Origin of the sequence: Pseudomonas yangonensis (assembly GCF_009932725.1) — a bacterium.
In the GTDB taxonomy this organism is placed as follows: domain Bacteria; phylum Pseudomonadota; class Gammaproteobacteria; order Pseudomonadales; family Pseudomonadaceae; genus Aquipseudomonas; species Aquipseudomonas yangonensis.
The window spans coordinates 104,143-121,756 of the sequence record NZ_BLJU01000015.1 but is presented as its reverse complement, the minus strand read 5'-3'; the positions used below and the strand labels follow the sequence as shown (position 1 = coordinate 121,756).

Below are 17,614 nucleotides of genomic sequence, written 5' to 3'. Positions count from 1 at the left end.
AATGGCGGGAGTATCCGCCATCGCCCTCCCGACCCAGCGCTTCAAGCGATGCCCTGTCTGGTTCGCTGAAACAGTTTTGTTCATATTCGTCGTCCAGGCTGGGCGACACACCGAATCCTCTGATCGAGATACACACAGTGATCGAAAATCTGCGCAACATCGCCATCATCGCCCACGTCGACCATGGCAAAACCACCCTCGTCGACAAACTGCTGCGTCTGTCCGGCACCCTCGACCGCAAAGAGGCGGAAAACGAGCGCGTCATGGACTCCAACGACCAGGAGAAAGAGCGCGGCATTACCATTCTGGCCAAGAACACTGCGCTGAAGTGGGGCGACTACAACATCAACATCGTCGACACTCCCGGACACGCCGACTTCGGCGGTGAAGTGGAGCGTGTGATGAGCATGGTCGACTCCGTATTGCTGGTAGTCGACGCTCAGGACGGCCCGATGCCGCAAACCCGCTTCGTGACCCAGAAGGCGTTCAAGGCCGGCCTGCGTCCGATCGTCGTGGTGAACAAGATCGACCGTCCGGGTGCGCGCCCTGACTGGGTCATCGACCAGATCTTCGACCTGTTCGACAACCTCGGTGCCACCGACGAGCAGCTGGACTTCCCGATCGTCTACGCCTCGGCCCTGAACGGCATCGCCGGCATGGACCACGAGAAGATGGACGACAACATGGACGCGCTGTTCCAGGCCATCGTCGACCACGTTCCGGCTCCGGTCGTCGACGTCAACGGTCCGTTCCAGATGCAGATCTCGCAGCTGGACTACAACAGCTTCCTCGGCGTGATCGGCATCGGTCGCATCGCCCGCGGCACCATCAAGGCCAACAGCCCGGTGACCGCCATCGGTGCCGACGGCAAGCGTCGCAACGGCCGTATCCTGAAGATCATGGGCCACTCCGGCCTGCAGCGCGTCGAAGTGCAGGAAGCCACTGCCGGTGACATCGTCTGTGTATCGGGCATGGACGAGCTGTTCATCTCCGACACCCTGTGCGATCAGAACAACGTCGAGGCCCTGCCGCCGCTGACCGTCGACCAGCCGACCGTGAGCATGACCTTCCAGGTCAACGACTCGCCGTTCGCCGGCAAGGAAGGCAAGTTCGTCACCAGCCGCAACATCAAGGATCGCCTGGAGAAGGAACTGCTGCACAACGTCGCCCTGCGCGTCGAGCCGGGCGAGACCCCGGAGAAGTTCAAGGTCTCCGGCCGTGGCGAACTGCACTTGTCGGTGCTGATCGAAACCATGCGTCGCGAAGGCTTCGAGCTGGCCGTCGGCCGTCCTGAAGTGGTGATCATCGAGAACGAAGCCGGCGAGAAGCAGGAGCCGTACGAGAACGTCACCATCGACATCGAAGAACAGCACCAGGGTTCGGTGATGGAACAGATGGGCCTGCGCAAGGGCGATCTGACCAACATGGTTCCCGATGGCAAGGGCCGTATCCGCCTGGAATACACCATCCCGGCGCGCGGCCTGATCGGCTTCCGTAACAACTTCCTGACCCTGACCTCGGGCAGCGGCATCCTGACCTCGACCTTCAGCCATTACGGCGCGATCAAGGCGGGCGAAGTCACCAACCGTCAGAACGGCGTTCTGGTCTCCATGGCCACCGGCACCGCGCTGACCTACTCGCTGGAAACCCTGCAGGCGCGCGGCAAGTTGTTCCTCGAGCCGGGTCAGGAAATCTACGAAGGCCAGCTGTGCGGTATCAACAGCCGTGACAACGACCTGGTGATCAACCCCACCAAGGGCAAGAAACTCGACAACATGCGTGCTTCCGGCAAGGACGAAGTCATCGCCCTGGTGCCGCCGATCAAGTTCACCCTGGAGCAGGCGCTGGAATTCATCGCCGACGACGAGCTGGTGGAAGTCACGCCGAAGTCGATCCGTCTGCGCAAGAAGTACCTGAACGAGAACGACCGCAAGCGCTTCGAACGCGCCAAGGTCTGAGTCTTTTCAGGCTGAAATGAAAAGCCCCGCCAGAGCGATCTGGCGGGGCTTTTTCATGGTCTGTCATATCTGGGTGCAGCTCTAGGGGGTGTCGCGCGCTAACGTCAGACGTTGCTTCCGGCCATTTCGGCTCCATGCCGCCTGAGCGGAGCAGGGCGGCAAAAGAAAACCCCGGTCTCCTTGCGGAGCCGGGGTTTCTTGATTTGCCTTAGCCTGCGTTCGGTCGACAGGCCAGCAGCCCGTAGGCTGTGAGCCCGATCAACAGTAGCAGGCTGAGCGTCATCACTCGCCCGCGACCTGACGCAGGTTCTGCGCAGGAGTATCGTCGAGGTTGTTGAGCATGCGCTCGCTGTACCAGTCGAGGAAGTTGATCACGCCGAACTCGTAGGTCTTGGAGTACGGGCCGGGCTGGTAGGCGGTGGAGTTGATACCGCGCTGGTTTTCCTCGCCCAGGCGGCGGTCCTGGTCGTTGGTGGCATCCCAGACTTCGCGCAGGCGCGCTACGTCGTAGTCGACGCCTTCCACGGCATCCTTGTGTACCAGCCACTTGGTGATGACGATCGACTCCTGGGCGCTGATCGGCCACACGGTGAAGTTGATCATGTGGTCACCCATGCAGTGGTTCCACGAGTGCGGCAGGTGCAGAATGCGCATCGAGCCCAGGTCCGGGTCGGTGATGCGGCCCATCAGCTTCTTGCAGCCCTGCTTGCCGTCCATGGTCATGGATACGGTGCCCTTGAGCAGCGGCATGCGCACGATACGGTTGCGCAGGCCGAAGCTGGCGTGGGCGTAGGGAATGTTGTCCTTGTCCCAGCGGGTGGTGCACTCGGCGACCTGGTCCTTGAACGCCTGGCTGGCGCGCGGGTCGGTGACGTCGTCCCATTCCAGCAGGGTGTTGAGCAACTCCGGGTGCGAACCGTTGCAGTGGTAGCACTCGCGGTTGTTCTCCAGCACCAGTTTCCAGTTGGCCTGCTCGCGCATGACGCTCTGCACGGCAACCTTGGTGTTTTCCATATCGTACGGTTCCATGTAGTGGGCCAGGGTGGCCAGGAACTCGTCGATGGCAGGCGGGTTCTCCGCCAGCGAGATGAAGATGAAGCCGCCAGCGGTTTTGCAGGCAACCGGCTTGAGGTTGTAGTCGGACAGTTTGAAGTCCTGACCCATCTCGGTGCCGGCGAACAGCAGGCGGCCGTCCAGCTCGTAGGTCCACTGGTGGTACGGGCAGACCAGCTTGGCCACCTTGCCCTTGTCAGTTACGCACAGGCGCGAGCCGCGGTGACGGCAGACGTTGTGGAAGGCGTGGATCTGGTTGTCGTTGCCGCGGATGATGACGACCGGGTTGTCACCGATCTGCTGGGTGATGAAGTTGCCTTTGGCCGGAATCTCGCAAGTCATGCCGGCGATGAGCCATTCCTTGAGGAAGATTTCCTGCATGTCGACCTGGAACAGGCGCTCGTCGTTATAGAAGGGCTGCGGCAGCGAGAAGGTGTGGTCGCGCTCGTGCAGCATCTGGGCAGTGGCCTTGCGGACGGGCTCCAGTGGGTCGCCCAGGCTCAGGTTTTGGGTGCAGTCCATGATGACTCCTCAATTGGCCGGTGCCTTGCACCTGCCGGAAATAGTGGCTGATACGGTATGTGCCGCAAGGTGTTGAGAGACCGCTGCTGCCTGCTAGGGGCATGCATGCTTGGTGAGGCGGAGTGTGGATCCGGGCAAAGGTGAATCCTTATCCATGGACGACATGGCCGGATTTGTTTCCGACGCGCCAAGCCCCGTGTATTGGGGCAGGTCGCGATAAGTATGCGGATGTCGCTGTTAGATAAATGACGGCACTCAGCCTTTCGCACAATCCGCCCCATATGAGCCGATATCCGGCCGTGTGGAGAGCTGTTCATGACCACCACTAACTCCTTCCTCAACCCGGTTACCACGCAGACCTGGACCAATGGCCGCCACTTGGTGCGCTGCGTCAAGGTCATCCAGGAAACCTGGGATGTCCGCACCTTCTGTTTCATGGCCGACCAGCCCGTGCTGTTCTTCTTCAAGCCTGGACAGTTCGTCACCCTGGAGCTGGAGATCGACGGTCAGCCGATCATGCGTTCCTACACCATCTCCAGCTCGCCTTCGGTGCCTTACAGCTTCTCCATCACCATCAAGCGCGTGCCGGGTGGCAAGGTGTCGAACTGGCTGCACGACAACCTCAAGGAAGGCGACGAGGTGCCGGTGCATGGTCCGGTAGGGCTGTTCAACGCCATCGATTTCCCGTCCGACAAGGTGCTTTTCCTGTCGGGCGGCGTCGGCATCACGCCGGTGATGTCGATGGCGCGCTGGTTCTATGACACCAATGCCAACGTCGACATGGTCTTCGTGCACAGTGCGCGCTCGCCCAAGGACATCATTTACCAGCGCGAGCTGGAGCATATGGCGGCGCGCATCAACAACTTCAGCCTGCACGTGATTTGTGAGAAGCACGGCCTGGGCGAGTCCTGGGCCGGATATCGCGGTTACCTGAACAAGCCGATGCTGGAGCTGATGGCGCCGGACTTCCTCGAGCGGGAAATCTTCTGCTGCGGCCCGACGCCCTACATGAGTGCGGTCAAGCGCCTGCTGGAAGTGGCCGGCTACGACATGAGTCGTTACCACGAAGAAGCCTTCGGCCCGACGCCGCCGGAGATTCGTGCCGAGGTCAAGGAGCTGGCTGCCGAGGCCGCCGAGGCCCCGGAGGTGCCGGTCGGCGATCTGCATCAGGTCGAGTTCACCAGCACCGGCAAGAGCATTCGGGTCGCCCCCGGCGAAACCGTGCATGCCGCCGCTGCCAAGCTTGGCCTGCATATTCCCAAGGCCTGCGGTATGGGTATCTGCGGCACCTGCAAGGTGATGAAGACGGCAGGCGAAGTGGATATGGAGCACAACGGCGGCATCACCGACGAGGACGTGGCCGAAGGCTATATCCTGTCGTGCTGCAGCGTGCCGAAAGGAGACGTGGCGATCGATTATTGATCGCCGCAAGGTGGAGTCCGGCTGCAATCCGGGTTGCCAGTCCCGTCGTTGCCGGATTTCATTTGCTGCACAATCAGAAGCCCCACTTGTGGGGCTTCTGTCGTTTTCAGGCGCTCATCACTTCGCGGATGTCGGCGGCCAGCTGGCGTACGCGGGCTTCGTCGGTATCCCACGAGCACATGAAGCGCGCGCCACCGGCGCCGATAAAGGTATAGAAGCGCCAGCCGCGGGCGGTGAGGGCGGCGATGGCCGGCTCCGACAGTTGCAGGAATACGCCGTTGGCTTCCACCGGGAACATCAGGCTGACGCCTGGCACGTCTTCGACCAGCGATGCCAGCAGCTGCGCGCAGCGGTTGGCGTGGTTGGCATACCTGAGCCAGGCGTCATCCTGCAGGATGCCGACCCAGGGCGCCGACAGATAGCGCATCTTCGAGGCCAGCTGGCCGGCCTGCTTGCAGCGGTAGTCGAAGTCTTCGGCCAGCGCCTTGTTGAAGAAGATGATCGCCTCACCCACTGCCATGCCGTTCTTGGTGCCGCCGAAGCACAGCACGTCGACACCGGCTTTCCAGGTCAGCTCCGCCGGGCTGCAGCCGAGGAAGGCGCAGGCGTTGGAGAAGCGTGCGCCGTCCATGTGCAGGTTGAGCTTCAGCTCCTTGCAGACCTGGCTGATGGCGCGGACTTCTTCCGGGCGATACACGGTGCCGACCTCGGTGGCCTGGGTGAGAGTGACTACCCGTGGTTTCGGGTAGTGAATGTCCTGGCGCTTGAGGGCGATCTCGCGGATCGCCTGTGGCGTCAGCTTGCCGTTGTCGGTCTTGGCCAGTAGCAGCTTGGAACCGTTGGAGAAGAATTCCGGCGCGCCGCACTCGTCGGTCTCGACGTGCGCGGTCTCCGAGCAGATCACGCTGTGATAGCTCTGGCACAGCGAGGCCAGGGCCAGCGAGTTGGCGGCGGTGCCGTTGAAAGCGAAGAACACTTCGCAATCGGTCTCGAACAGGCGGCGGAAATGATCGGCAGCGCGTGCCGTCCATTCGTCATCGCCGTAGGCGCGCTGATGGCCTTGGTTGGCTTCGGCCATGGCGGCCCAGGCTTCGGGACAGATGCCGGAGTAATTGTCACTGGCGAATTGCTGGGCATTGTCGGGCATGGGTGCGTTCCTTCTGAAGAGCCTGGCGGCAGGTCTGCCGGCAAAGCATCAACTTTACTCTCAAGGCCCCGCTTCAGGCGTCCGAGGCGGCGACGAGTTGTTGCGCTGATGCGTACTGCCCGGTCCGTCCGCGAACGGCCGTTCGGCTTGGAGATGGAACTTGAGGCTCGCCCTGGGGTTCACACCTAGCAGAGGGCGGCACTGGATCCGCCCTTCGCAATCAAGAGAAGGAGTGTCATATGACTTATCGTCACCTGCTCGCCCTTGCCCTGCCGCTGGCTGTGGCGCTGCCCGTTTCCGCTGCCCAGTGGTCGGATAACGCCAAGACCGAGTTCGTTCAGCAGTGCATCGCTGGCGCGCCGGCGGGATATGAGGAGCCCCAATTGCGAGCCTATTGCGACTGCGCTGCGACCAAGGTCAGTGAGGAGTTCAGTGAAGCCGAGCTGCAGGAGATGGCCCGCCAGTCACCTCCCGATACTGCGATGCAGCAGCGTCTGGTGAACGCATCCAGCAGCTGCAGCGGCAAGCTCAAGCCCTAATCCTGTGTTGAGCGATTAGTGCGCATGCAGGCCGGAGCCCCATGGGCTCTGGCCTGGCGCCGTGTTTCCACAGCCAGTTCACAACCCCGTCCCCAGTATTTGTGCACAAGGCAAATATAACTCGTTGATCCTGTTCGATTTTTAGTCGCTTCTCGGGAGGCCCGGCAGCTCTGCCGTTGCGCCCGTGTCGAACAGCCTATGCACACTTTAATCCACAACTTCTGTGCATATCCCCAGCCGATTTCCGTCGCCTGAACTGTCGCTGGTGGATAAGCCGTGCGAGCTGTTTCGCTGTGCAGATATCGACCTTTCGCGCCAGGTTCAGAGCCGGTGCACCCCGCAGCCGTCGATCGACAGCTTTTCCACAGGCTCGTCCACGGTTTCTGTGCATGCCTGTTCTTGCTAACTGATTGATATTGGTCAGGAAATGTCCGTTGTCCTGCGCCCCGCGCACGAGCTGGGTCTGCGCGCTGTATGCACGGTTTATCCACAGCCTGATCCACCTGATTTGTGCGCAAAGCGATGCGCTCATATCGACTCGCCTGATTGCGACAGGGCTATGTCGCAAACAAATGCTCTCACGGCGTTAGCAGGCATCTGGGGGGGCATGGCCGGCCCTACCATCGCTCCACAGGGCCTTGCCGGCCCGTTAGTCCAAGACCGCCGCCCAAAGGCGCTGCAGGAGAGTCGAGATGTTCAGCAAGCAAGATCAGATTCAAGGTTACGACGACGAGTTGCTCGCGGCGATCAATCAGGAAGAACGCCGTCAGGAAGAGCATATCGAGCTGATCGCCTCGGAAAACTATTGCAGCCAGCGTGTGATGGAAGCGCAAGGCAGCGGCCTGACCAACAAGTACGCCGAAGGTTATCCGGGCAAGCGTTATTACGGTGGCTGCGAGTACGTCGACAAGGTCGAGCAACTGGCCATCGACCGCGCCAAGCAGCTGTTCGGCGCCGACTTCGCCAACGTCCAGCCGCACTCCGGCTCGTCCGCCAACTCCGCTGTCTACCTCGCGCTGCTCAACGCCGGCGACACCATCCTCGGCATGAGCCTGGCTCACGGTGGTCACCTGACCCACGGCGCCAAGGTGTCCTCCTCGGGCAAGCTATATAACGCCGTGCAGTACGGCCTGGATCCTGCTACCGGCCTGATCGACTATGACGAGGTCGAGCGCCTGGCTGTCGAGCACAAGCCGAAGATGATCGTCGCCGGCTTCTCCGCTTATTCCAAGACCCTGGATTTCCCGCGCTTCCGCGCCATCGCCGACAAGGTCGGGGCGCTGCTGTTCGTCGACATGGCGCACGTGGCGGGTCTGGTTGCTGCTGGCCTGTACCCCAACCCGATCCCGTTCGCCGACGTGGTCACCACCACCACCCACAAGACCCTGCGCGGTCCGCGTGGCGGCCTGATCCTGGCCAAGGCCAACGAAGAGATCGAGAAGAAACTCAACTCTGCCGTGTTCCCGGGCGCCCAGGGCGGCCCGCTGATGCACGTGATCGCGGCCAAGGCCGTGTGCTTCAAGGAAGCCATGGAGCCTGAGTTCAAGGCTTATCAGCAGCAGGTGATCGACAACGCTCAGGCCATGGCCAAGGTCTTCGTTCAGCGCGGTTACGAGGTGGTTTCCGGTGGTACCGACAATCACCTGTTCCTGCTCAGCCTGATCAAGCAGGGTCTGACCGGTAAAGAGGCCGATGCTGCTCTGGGCCGCGCCGGCATCACCGTGAACAAGAACGCCGTGCCGAACGACCCGCAATCGCCGTTCGTGACCTCGGGTATCCGCATCGGTACCCCGGCCGTTACCACTCGTGGCTTCAAGGTCGCGCAGTGCGAGACGCTGGCTGGCTGGATCTGCGACATCCTCGACCACCTCGGCGATGCCGATGTCGAGGCGCAGGTGGCCAAGCTGGTCGCCGGGCTGTGCGCGGATTATCCGGTCTATCGCTAAGCCAACCCTCTCTCTCGGCCCCTCTCGCGCAGTCGCGAGAGGGCAGTAGAACCCTGGAGCATGCCCATGCAACGTTATTCCGGCTTCGGCCTGTTCAAGCACTCGTTCAGCCATCATGAGAACTGGCAGCGCATGTGGCGTAACCCAACGCCCAAGCCGGTTTACGATGTGATCATCGTCGGCGGTGGCGGCCACGGCCTGGCTACGGCCTACTACCTGGCCAAGGAGTTCGGCGTGAAGAACGTCGCCGTGGTCGAGAAGGGCTGGCTGGGTGGTGGCAACACCGCGCGCAACACCACCATCGTGCGTTCCAACTACCTGTGGGACGAGTCGGCGCACCTGTACGAGCACGCGATGAAGCTGTGGGAAGGTCTGTCGCAGGATCTGAACTACAACGTCATGTTCTCTCAGCGTGGCGTGTTCAACCTCGGCCACACCCTGCAGGACATGCGTGACATCGAACGTCGTGTCAGCGCCAACCGCCTCAACGGTATCGACGGCGAGGTGGTGGACGCCAAGCAGGTGGCGGAGATGATCCCCTACCTGGATTGCTCGAAGAATACCCGTTACCCGATTCTCGGCGCCTCGCTGCAGCGCCGTGGCGGCGTGGCCCGTCACGATGCGGTGGCCTGGGGCTTTGCCCGCGCCGCTGACGCCCTGGGCGTCGACCTGATCCAGCAGACCGAAGTGATCGGTTTCCGCAAGGAAAACGGCGCGGTGATCGGCGTGGAAACCAGCAAGGGCTTCATCGGCGCCAAGCGCGTCGGCGTGGTCGCCGCCGGTAACTCCGGGCACCTGGCCAAGCTCGCCGGCTTCCGCCTGCCGCTGGAATCGCACCCGCTGCAGGCGCTGGTCTCCGAGCCGATCAAGCCGATCATCGACACGGTGATCATGTCCAACGCCGTACACGGCTACATCAGCCAGTCGGACAAGGGCGACCTGGTCATCGGCGCCGGCATCGACGGCTACAACGGCTACGGTCAGCGCGGCTCCTATCCGACCATCGAACACACCCTGCAGGCCATCGTCGAGATGTTCCCGGTGCTTTCGCGCGTGCGCATGAACCGCCAGTGGGGTGGCATCGTCGACACCACGCCGGATGCCTGCCCGATCATCGCCAAGACGCCGGTGAAGAATCTGTACTTCAACTGCGGTTGGGGTACCGGTGGCTTCAAGGCCACGCCGGGTTCGGGTCACGTGTTCGCGGCCAGCCTGGCCAAGGGCGAGATGCATCCGCTGGCCAAGGCGTTCTCCATCGAGCGCTTCCACAACGGTGCGCTGATCGACGAGCACGGCGCAGCCGGTGTGGCCCACTAAGGGTCGCGCGTAGCGCGACGGCTGATGCCCCTCTCCCCTTCATGGGAGAGGGTGGCCCGGAGGGCCGGGAGAGGGCAGTGCGCTAACGCCGCCCCTTTCCCACAACCCCTCTCCCGCGGGAGAGGGGAGACAAGCTTGCCCCGCGCGGTCATCCGAGCGGGTTTGAAGATTTACCGGAGGTAGCGACCATGCTGCACATCTTCTGCCCTCACTGTGGCGAACTGCGTTCCGAAGAAGAATTCCACGCTGGCGGCCAGGCGCACATCGCCCGCCCGCTGGACCCGAACGCCTGCACTGACGAGGAGTGGGGCGAGTACCTGTTCTTCCGTGACAACCCGCGCGGCATCCACCACGAGCTGTGGATTCACGCGGCGGGCTGCCGTCAGTACTTCAACGTCACCCGTCACACGGTGAGCTACGAAATTCTCGAAACCTACAAGATCGGCGAGCGCCCCAGCGTGACTGAGGCATCGCTCACCGCGAAAAAGGCAGTCGACCAAGGAGTAACGGCATGAGCCAGGTCAATCGTCTTTCCCAGGGTGGCCGCATCGACCGCAGTCAGCCCTTGACCTTCAGCTTCAACGGCCAGACCTATCAGGGTTACGCCGGCGATACCCTGGCCGCCGCGCTGCTGGCCAACGGCGTCGACGTGGTCGGCCGCAGCTTCAAGTATTCGCGTCCGCGCGGCATCGTTGCCGCGGGTGCCGAAGAGCCCAATGCCGTGCTGCAGATCGGCTCCACCGAGGCGGCGCAGGTCCCCAACGTGCGTGCTACCCAGCAGGCGCTGTACGCGAACCTGACCGCAACCAGCACCAACGGCTGGCCGAGCGTGAACACCGACCTGATGGGCATTCTCGGCAAGGTCGGCGGCGGCATGATGCCGCCCGGTTTCTACTACAAGACCTTCATGTATCCGCAGAACCTGTGGCTGACCTACGAGAAGTACATTCGTAAGGCCGCGGGCCTGGGTCGTTCGCCCAAGGAAAACGACCCGGATATCTACGACTATCTGAACCAGCACTGCGACGTGCTGGTGGTCGGTGCCGGCCCTGCCGGTCTGGCCGCAGCCCTGGCCGCCGGCCGCAGTGGTGCGCGGGTAATCCTGGCCGACGAACAGGAAGAGTTCGGTGGCAGCCTGCTGTCGACCCGCGAGATGCTCGATGACAAGCCGGCTGCTGACTGGGCTGTCAAGGCCATCGCCGAGCTGCAAAAGATGCCGGAAGTGACCCTGCTGCCGCGTGCCACGGTCAACGGTTACCACGACCACAATTTCCTCACCATCCACCAGCGCCTCACCGATCATCTCGGCGAAGTCGCGCCGATGGGCCAGCCGCGTCAGCGCATGCACCGTGTGCGTGCCGGTCGCGTGGTGCTGGCCACCGGTGCCCACGAGCGCCCGCTGGTTTACGCCAACAACGACGTGCCCGGCAACATGCTGGCCGATGCCGTGTCGACCTACGTACGTCGCTACGGCGTAGCGCCCGGCCAGAAGCTGGTGCTGTCGACCAACAACGATTACGCCTACCGCGTGGTACTGGACTGGCTCGACGCCGGTCGCCAGGTGGTGGCCGTGGCCGACGCCCGTAGCAACCCGCGTGGCAGCTGGGTCGAAGAAGCGCGTCGCCGCGGTGTGCGCGTACTCACCGGCAGTGCCGTGGTCGAGGCGCGTGGCAGCAAGCGTGTGACCGGTGCGCGCATCTGCGCCATCGATCTGGCCAAGCACAAGGTCACCAGCCCCGGTGAAGTGGTCGACTGCGATCTGATCGTGAGCTCCGGCGGTTACAGCCCGGTGGTGCACCTGGCTTCGCACCTGGGCGGCCGTCCTGTCTGGCGTGAAGACATCCTGGCGTTCGTTCCGGGTGAAGGCTTCCAGAAGCGTCACTGTGCCGGTGCGGTCAACGGCGTGTTCGGCCTGGGCGACGCCCTGGCCGATGGTTTCGAAGCCGGCGCCAAGGCAGCTGCCGAAGTGGGTTTCAACGCCGTGACCGGCAGCCTGCCGAAGGCCGAGAAGCGTATCGAGGAAGCCTCGGTCGCGCTGTTCCAGGTGCCGCACGACAAGGGCACCTCGCGTGCGCCCAAGCAGTTCGTCGATCAGCAGAACGACGTCACCGCTGCCGGCATCGAGCTGGCCACCCGCGAGGGCTTCGAGTCGGTCGAGCACGTCAAGCGCTACACCGCGCTGGGCTTCGGCACCGACCAGGGCAAGCTGGGCAACATCAACGGCCTGGCCATCGCCGCCAAGTCGCTGGGCATCAGCATTGCCGAAATGGGCACCACGATGTTCCGCCCGAACTACACCCCGGTGACCTTCGGCGCGATCGCCGGCCGTCACTGCGGCGAGCTGTTCGAGCCCAAGCGCTACACCGCCATGCAGAAATGGCATCTGGAAAACGGCGCCGAGTTCGAGGACGTCGGCCAGTGGAAGCGCCCCTGGTACTTCCCCAAGAACGGTGAAGACATGCATGCCGCTGTGGCGCGCGAGTGCCTGGCCGTACGCAATGCTGTCGGCATCCTCGATGCTTCGACCCTGGGCAAGATCGACATCCAGGGCCCGGATGCGCGCGAGTTCCTCAACCGCGTCTACACCAACGCCTGGACCAAGCTGGACGTGGGCAAGGCCCGCTACGGCCTGATGTGCAAGGAAGACGGCATGGTCTTCGACGACGGCGTAACCGCCTGTCTGGCCGACAACCATTTCGTCATGACCACCACCACCGGCGGCGCCGGCCGCGTGATGGAATGGCTGGAGATCTACCATCAGACCGAATGGCCGGAGCTGAAGGTGTACTTCACCTCGGTCACCGACCACTGGGCGACCATGACCCTGTCCGGCCCGAACAGCCGCAAGCTGCTGGCCGAGGTCACCGACATCGATCTGGACAAGGATGCCTTCCCCTTCATGACCTGGAAGGAAGGCAAGGTCGGTGGTGTACCGGCTCGCGTGTTCCGCATCTCCTTCACCGGTGAGCTCTCCTACGAAGTCAACGTGCAGGCCGACTACGCTCTGGGCGTGTGGGAGAAGATCGTGGAAGCCGGCAAGAAGCATGGCCTGACGCCTTACGGCACCGAGACCATGCACGTGCTGCGTGCCGAGAAGGGTTTCATCATCGTTGGCCAGGACACCGACGGTTCGGTCACCCCGGACGATCTGGGCATGGGCTGGTGCGTGGGTCGTACCAAACCCTTCTCCTGGATCGGCTGGCGCGGCATGAATCGCGAGGACTGCCTGAAGGAAAACCGCAAGCAGCTGATCGGCCTCAAGCCGCTGGACCCGAACAAGGTCCTGCCGGAAGGCGCACAGCTGGTGTTCGATCCCAAGCAGCCGATCCCGATGACCATGGTTGGTCACGTCACTTCCAGCTACATGAGCGCGGCCATGGGCTACAGCTTTGCCATGGCCCTGGTCAGGGGTGGCCTGTCGCGTATCGGCGAGCGCGTGTTCGCGCCGCTGGCCGATGGCAGCGTGATCGAATCCGAAATCGTCAGCCCCGTGTTCTATGACCCGAAAGGGGACCGCCAGAATGTCTAACGTGAATGTCTACAAGCAACGCCCCGACGATGTCGCCGGGCAATCGCCCCTGCACCACGCCGGCCTGCATGAGCTGGTCGGCAAGGGCCGCAAGGGCGCCGGGGTGACCCTGCGCGAGAAGAAGCTGCTGGGCCATCTGGTTCTGCGCGGCGACGCCGACGATGCCGACTTCGCCGGTGGCGTGCACAAGGCGCTGGGCCTGGAGCTGCCAGGCGCGCTAGGCCTGGTGGCCAGTGGCGAGACTTCGCTGCAGTGGCTGGGCCCGGATGAATGGCTGCTGATCGTGCCTGGCGGTACCGAGTTCGAGGTCGAGCGCAAGCTGCGCGACGCCCTGGCTGGTCAGCACATTTCGGTGGTCAACGTCAGCGGCGGGCAGACCCTGCTCGAGCTGCGTGGTCCGAAGGTGCGCGAACTGCTGATGAAGTCCAGCAGCTACGACGTACATCCGCGCAACTTCCCGGTGGGCAAGGCAGTCGGTACGGTGTTCGCCAAGTCCCAACTGGTGATTCGCCACACCGGCGAGGACACCTGGGAGCTGCTGGTGCGCCGCAGTTTCTCCGACTACTTCTGGCTGTGGCTGCAGGATGCCAGCGCGGAGTATGGGTTGGCGGTCGAGGCCTGATATCGAACGGCTTCCTGCGGGGAGAGGGGAAGGGCAGACTGCGTTAATTCGGATAGCCCTCTCCCCCGGCCCCTCTCCCATAAATGGGAGAGGGGGGCAAAGCAACGGAGTTTGTCTCGGAGTCTATTATGAGCCGCACCCCCGACACCTGGATTCTCACCGCTCATTGTCCGAGCGTGCTCGGTACCGTGGATGCGGTGACGCGTTTTCTGTTCGAGCAACGCTGCTATGTCACCGAGCACCATTCGTTCGACGACCGGCTGTCCTCGCGCTTCTTCATCCGTGTCGAGTTCCGCCAGCCGGAAGGTTTCGACGAGGCGGCGTTTCGCGCCGGAGTGGCCGAGCGTCTGGCGCCTTTCGGCATGCAGGTCGAGCTGACGCCGCCGGGGTATCGCGCCAAGGTGGTGCTGATGGTCTCCAAGGCCGATCACTGCCTGAACGATCTGCTCTATCGCCAACGCATCGGCCAGCTGGCCATGGATGTGGTGGCGGTGGTGTCCAACCATCCGGATCTGGAACCGCTGGCGAGCTGGCATGGCATTCCGTACCACCACTTCCCCCTCGACCCCAACGACAAGCCCGCACAGGAACGCCGGGTGATGCAGGTGGTAGAGGACACCGGCGCCGAGCTGGTGGTGCTCGCCCGTTACATGCAGGTGCTGTCCGCCGACCTGTGCCGCAAGCTGGACGGTCGGGCGATCAATATCCATCACTCGCTGCTGCCCGGTTTCAAGGGCGCCAAGCCCTACCACCAGGCGTACCAGAAAGGCGTCAAGCTGGTCGGCGCGACCGCTCACTATGTCAATGACCATCTCGACGAGGGGCCGATCATCGCCCAGGGCGTGGAGACGGTGGATCACGCCCACTACCCCGAGGACCTGATCGCCAAAGGCCGCGACATCGAGTGTCTGACTCTGGCGCGCGCAGTCGGTTACCACATCGACCGCCGCGTGTTTCTCAATGCCAACCGGACGGTGGTGCTCAACGCCTGAACGCAGTACCGCGACAGGCACCGCCGTAGCAATCAATGCAGGAAATCGGTGCGCATAGCGCACCTTAGGTTCATCGCCCTGCCAGGCTGTCCCGGCGGTGACCGGCAACAAAAGAGGCTCCAGTGCAAGGCCGCGCGACCGCCGGTCGCGCCTTGTGTCCACAACAAGAAGGAGAGTTACGCATGTCTGATAATCGTGGTGTGGTTTACCTCGGCGCGGGCAAGGTCGAAGTACAGAAGATCGACTACCCGAAAATGCAGGATCCGCGCGGCAAGAAGATCGAGCACGGGGTCATCCTGAAAGTCGTTTCCACCAACATCTGCGGCTCCGACCAGCACATGGTGCGCGGTCGTACCACCGCTCAGGTCGGCCTGGTTCTGGGCCACGAGATCACCGGCGAGGTGATCGAGAAGGGCCGCGACGTCGAGCGTCTGCAGATCGGTGATCTGGTTTCCGTGCCCTTCAACGTCGCCTGCGGTCGTTGCCGCAGTTGCAAGGAACAGCACACCGGCGTCTGCCTGACCGTCAACCCGGCGCGTGCCGGCGGTGCCTATGGCTACGTCGACATGGGCGACTGGACCGGTGGCCAGGCCGAATACGTGCTGGTGCCCTACGCCGACTTCAACCTGCTCAAACTGCCGGATCGCGACAAGGCCATGGAGAAGATCCGTGACCTGACCTGCCTGTCCGACATTCTGCCTACCGGCTATCACGGCGCCGTTACCGCTGGCGTTGGCCCGGGCTCCACCGTTTACGTCGCAGGTGCCGGCCCGGTCGGTCTGGCGGCTGCCGCCTCGGCCCGCCTGCTCGGCGCTGCCGTGGTCATCGTCGGTGACCTCAACCCGGCCCGTCTGGCGCATGCCAAGGCGCAGGGCTTCGAGATCGCCGACCTGTCGCTGGACACCCCGCTGCACGAGCAGATCGCCGCGCTGCTGGGCGAGCCGGAAGTGGATTGCGCCATCGACTGCGTGGGCTTCGAGGCCCGCGGTCATGGTCACGAAGGTGCCAAGCACGAGGCTCCGGCTACCGTGCTCAACTCGCTGATGCAGGTCACCCGTGTCGCCGGCAAGATCGGTATCCCCGGTCTGTACGTCACCGAAGACCCGGGTGCGGTGGATGCCGCTGCCAAGATCGGCAGCCTGAGCATTCGCTTCGGCCTCGGCTGGGCCAAGTCGCACAGCTTCCACACCGGCCAGACCCCGGTGATGAAGTACAACCGTGCGCTGATGCAGGCCATCATGTGGGATCGCCTCAACATCGCGGAAATCGTTGGCGTACAGGTCATCAGCCTGGACGACGCACCGCGTGGCTACGGCGAGTTCGACGCAGGCGTGCCGAAGAAATTCGTCATCGACCCGCACAAGATGTTCAGCGCGGCGTGATGCCGAGCTGCGTGGCCCGGCGTTGTTGCGGGCCACGAGTTGCGTTGGCGACGCGCTGCACGCGTCGCAGATAGGTTTACGGCCAGGCGCATTGGTCCGCGCCTTCTTCTTAGGGAGCCTTCGGGCTCCCTTTTTTCCGCCCTGGCGTCAGGCCTCACTGCGCAGCTGTTCGATGCGCTTGTCCTTGGCCAGCCACAGGTCCGACACCCAGTCCTGTACCTGCAGGCGGAAAGCCGGGTCGTTTTCGTAATCGCCCTGATACAGCGCCGGATCGAGTTCGAGCGTCTGGATATCGATGATCACCTTCGGCACCTGGCCGCTGAGCAGCGCCCAGAAGCCCGGTACCTGCTTGCCGGGATATACCAGCGTCACGTCCAGCACTGCATCGATCTGCTCGCCCAGCGCAGCGAGTACGAACGCCACGCCGCCGGCCTTGGGTTTGAGCAGGTAGCGATAGGGGGATTGCTGTTGGGCCTGCTTGGCCGGGGTGAAGCGGGTGCCCTCCAGGTAGTTGACCACTGTCACCGGCAGGCGCTTGAACTTCTCGCAGGCGGCCTTGGTGATCTCCAGATCCTTGCCTTTCATATGCGGGTTCTTCAATAGGAAGGCTTTGGAATAGCGCTTCATGAAGGGGTAGTCCAACGCCCAGAAGGCCAGGCCGAGGAAGGGGACCCAGATCAGTTGCTGCTTGAGGAAAAACTTGAAGTAGGGCGTCTTGCGGTTGAATGCCTGCACCAACGCCGGGATGTCGACCCAGGACTGGTGGTTGCTGATCACCAGATAGGAGCGGTCGTTGCGCAGTTCGGCATTGCCGCGGATATCCCAGTGCGTCGGGGTGAGCAGCGCAAAGATGCGTTTGCAGTTCTCTGCCCAGAACTCTGCCACCCACATCACTCCCCGTGAGCAGGCATCACGCGCGGCCTGCCCCGGCAGTACGAACTTGGCCAGGGCGATCAGCAGCAGCGGTCCGATCAACAGCAGGGTATTGCTCAGCAGCAGGGCTATATTGAGTAGGCCGATCAGCAGGGGACGCATATCAACTCCTTGGCGGGCGCGGAGCAGCCATCATAAGCACCTGGAGAATTTGTCTCAAAATTGCGACTAGTGGCCTATGGCCATTTTCTGCGCAGACCTTATGCTGATCCATGTGACATGTAGGGAATGTTCGACGGCCTGAGGTGTCCG

The 17,614-nt window shown here is 62.9% G+C and carries 13 protein-coding genes; 10 read left to right on the top strand and 3 right to left on the bottom strand.

The features are described from left to right. Positions 1–137: 137 nt before the first annotated feature. Positions 138–1,958 (top strand): translational GTPase TypA, encoded by a 1,821-nt coding sequence (gene typA / locus GYB81_RS16450; RefSeq protein ID WP_161866047.1) that lies wholly within the window; start codon positions 138–140, stop codon positions 1,956–1,958. 282 nt (positions 1,959–2,240) lie between these two features. Here typA and gbca read toward each other — a convergent pair whose 3' ends face one another. Continuing rightward, complete coding sequence (gbca, locus tag GYB81_RS16445) at positions 2,241–3,533, bottom strand: glycine betaine monooxygenase oxygenase subunit (protein WP_161866046.1); 1,293 nt, start codon at positions 3,531–3,533, stop codon at positions 2,241–2,243. A gap of 315 nt (positions 3,534–3,848) precedes the next feature. On the opposite strand from gbca, the gene gbcB reads away from it, so the two are divergent. Next, on the top strand, positions 3,849–4,955 hold the full coding sequence (gene gbcB, locus GYB81_RS16440; protein ID WP_161866045.1) for a glycine betaine monooxygenase reductase subunit: 1,107 nt from the start codon (positions 3,849–3,851) through the stop codon (positions 4,953–4,955). 106 nt (positions 4,956–5,061) lie between these two features. Here gbcB and GYB81_RS16435 read toward each other — a convergent pair whose 3' ends face one another. Next, positions 5,062–6,102: a threonine aldolase family protein gene (locus tag GYB81_RS16435; RefSeq protein ID WP_161866044.1), complete on the bottom strand. Its 1,041-nt coding sequence runs from the start codon at positions 6,100–6,102 to the stop codon at positions 5,062–5,064. 239 nt (positions 6,103–6,341) lie between these two features. Between GYB81_RS16435 and GYB81_RS16430 the strand changes: the two genes are divergently transcribed. From GYB81_RS16430 to fdhA, 8 genes are all read left to right on the top strand, one after another. Continuing rightward, complete coding sequence (locus GYB81_RS16430) at positions 6,342–6,641, top strand: hypothetical protein (protein WP_161866043.1); 300 nt, start codon at positions 6,342–6,344, stop codon at positions 6,639–6,641. Between the two features lie 692 nt (positions 6,642–7,333). Continuing rightward, on the top strand, positions 7,334–8,587 hold the full coding sequence (gene glyA / locus GYB81_RS16425) for a serine hydroxymethyltransferase (RefSeq protein WP_161866042.1): 1,254 nt from the start codon (positions 7,334–7,336) through the stop codon (positions 8,585–8,587). 66 nt (positions 8,588–8,653) lie between these two features. Then, positions 8,654–9,904 carry a sarcosine oxidase subunit beta family protein gene (locus GYB81_RS16420; protein ID WP_004373722.1) on the top strand — a complete coding sequence of 417 codons (1,251 nt, stop codon included), beginning with the start codon at positions 8,654–8,656 and terminating at the stop codon, positions 9,902–9,904. A gap of 188 nt (positions 9,905–10,092) precedes the next feature. After that, positions 10,093–10,419, top strand: coding sequence for a sarcosine oxidase subunit delta (locus GYB81_RS16415; protein WP_161866041.1), 327 nt, complete (start codon positions 10,093–10,095; stop codon positions 10,417–10,419). After that, positions 10,416–13,433 carry a sarcosine oxidase subunit alpha gene (locus GYB81_RS16410; RefSeq protein ID WP_161866040.1) on the top strand — a complete coding sequence of 1,006 codons (3,018 nt, stop codon included), beginning with the start codon at positions 10,416–10,418 and terminating at the stop codon, positions 13,431–13,433. Before GYB81_RS16415 ends, GYB81_RS16410 begins: the two co-directional genes overlap by 4 nt. Then, positions 13,426–14,055 (top strand): sarcosine oxidase subunit gamma, encoded by a 630-nt coding sequence (locus GYB81_RS16405; protein ID WP_161866039.1) that lies wholly within the window; start codon positions 13,426–13,428, stop codon positions 14,053–14,055. Before GYB81_RS16410 ends, GYB81_RS16405 begins: the two co-directional genes overlap by 8 nt. 128 nt (positions 14,056–14,183) lie before the next feature. Continuing rightward, a complete protein-coding gene (gene purU / locus GYB81_RS16400) occupies positions 14,184–15,047 on the top strand; it encodes a formyltetrahydrofolate deformylase (RefSeq protein ID WP_161866038.1) in 864 nt (287 codons plus the stop codon). Positions 15,048–15,229: 182 nt separating this feature from the next. After that, positions 15,230–16,429 carry a formaldehyde dehydrogenase, glutathione-independent gene (gene fdhA / locus GYB81_RS16395; RefSeq protein ID WP_012019956.1) on the top strand — a complete coding sequence of 400 codons (1,200 nt, stop codon included), beginning with the start codon at positions 15,230–15,232 and terminating at the stop codon, positions 16,427–16,429. A 147-nt stretch (positions 16,430–16,576) separates the two neighbouring features. Here the strand turns inward: fdhA and yihG are convergent, their stop codons facing one another. Further along, positions 16,577–17,464 (bottom strand): 1-acylglycerol-3-phosphate O-acyltransferase, YihG family, encoded by an 888-nt coding sequence (gene yihG, locus GYB81_RS16390; RefSeq protein WP_161866037.1) that lies wholly within the window; start codon positions 17,462–17,464, stop codon positions 16,577–16,579. Between the last annotated feature and the right edge of the window lie 150 nt (positions 17,465–17,614).

Excerpts from the sequence above, each read along its gene's own strand:
- gbca (WP_161866046.1), bottom strand. The coding sequence starts at position 3,533 with ATGGACTGCACCCAAAACCTGAGCCTGGGCGACCCACTGGAGCCCGTC.
- GYB81_RS16435 (WP_161866044.1), bottom strand. The coding sequence starts at position 6,102 with ATGCCCGACAATGCCCAGCAATTCGCCAGTGACAATTACTCCGGCATC.
- GYB81_RS16430 (WP_161866043.1), top strand. The coding sequence starts at position 6,342 with ATGACTTATCGTCACCTGCTCGCCCTTGCCCTGCCGCTGGCTGTGGCG.
- purU (WP_161866038.1), top strand. The coding sequence starts at position 14,184 with ATGAGCCGCACCCCCGACACCTGGATTCTCACCGCTCATTGTCCGAGC.
- GYB81_RS16410 (WP_161866040.1), top strand. The coding sequence starts at position 10,416 with ATGAGCCAGGTCAATCGTCTTTCCCAGGGTGGCCGCATCGACCGCAGT.
- yihG (WP_161866037.1), bottom strand. The coding sequence starts at position 17,464 with ATGCGTCCCCTGCTGATCGGCCTACTCAATATAGCCCTGCTGCTGAGC.
- GYB81_RS16415 (WP_161866041.1), top strand. The coding sequence starts at position 10,093 with ATGCTGCACATCTTCTGCCCTCACTGTGGCGAACTGCGTTCCGAAGAA.
- glyA (WP_161866042.1), top strand. The coding sequence starts at position 7,334 with ATGTTCAGCAAGCAAGATCAGATTCAAGGTTACGACGACGAGTTGCTC.
- fdhA (WP_012019956.1), top strand. The coding sequence starts at position 15,230 with ATGTCTGATAATCGTGGTGTGGTTTACCTCGGCGCGGGCAAGGTCGAA.
- gbcB (WP_161866045.1), top strand. The coding sequence starts at position 3,849 with ATGACCACCACTAACTCCTTCCTCAACCCGGTTACCACGCAGACCTGG.
- GYB81_RS16420 (WP_004373722.1), top strand. The coding sequence starts at position 8,654 with ATGCAACGTTATTCCGGCTTCGGCCTGTTCAAGCACTCGTTCAGCCAT.
- GYB81_RS16405 (WP_161866039.1), top strand. The coding sequence starts at position 13,426 with ATGTCTAACGTGAATGTCTACAAGCAACGCCCCGACGATGTCGCCGGG.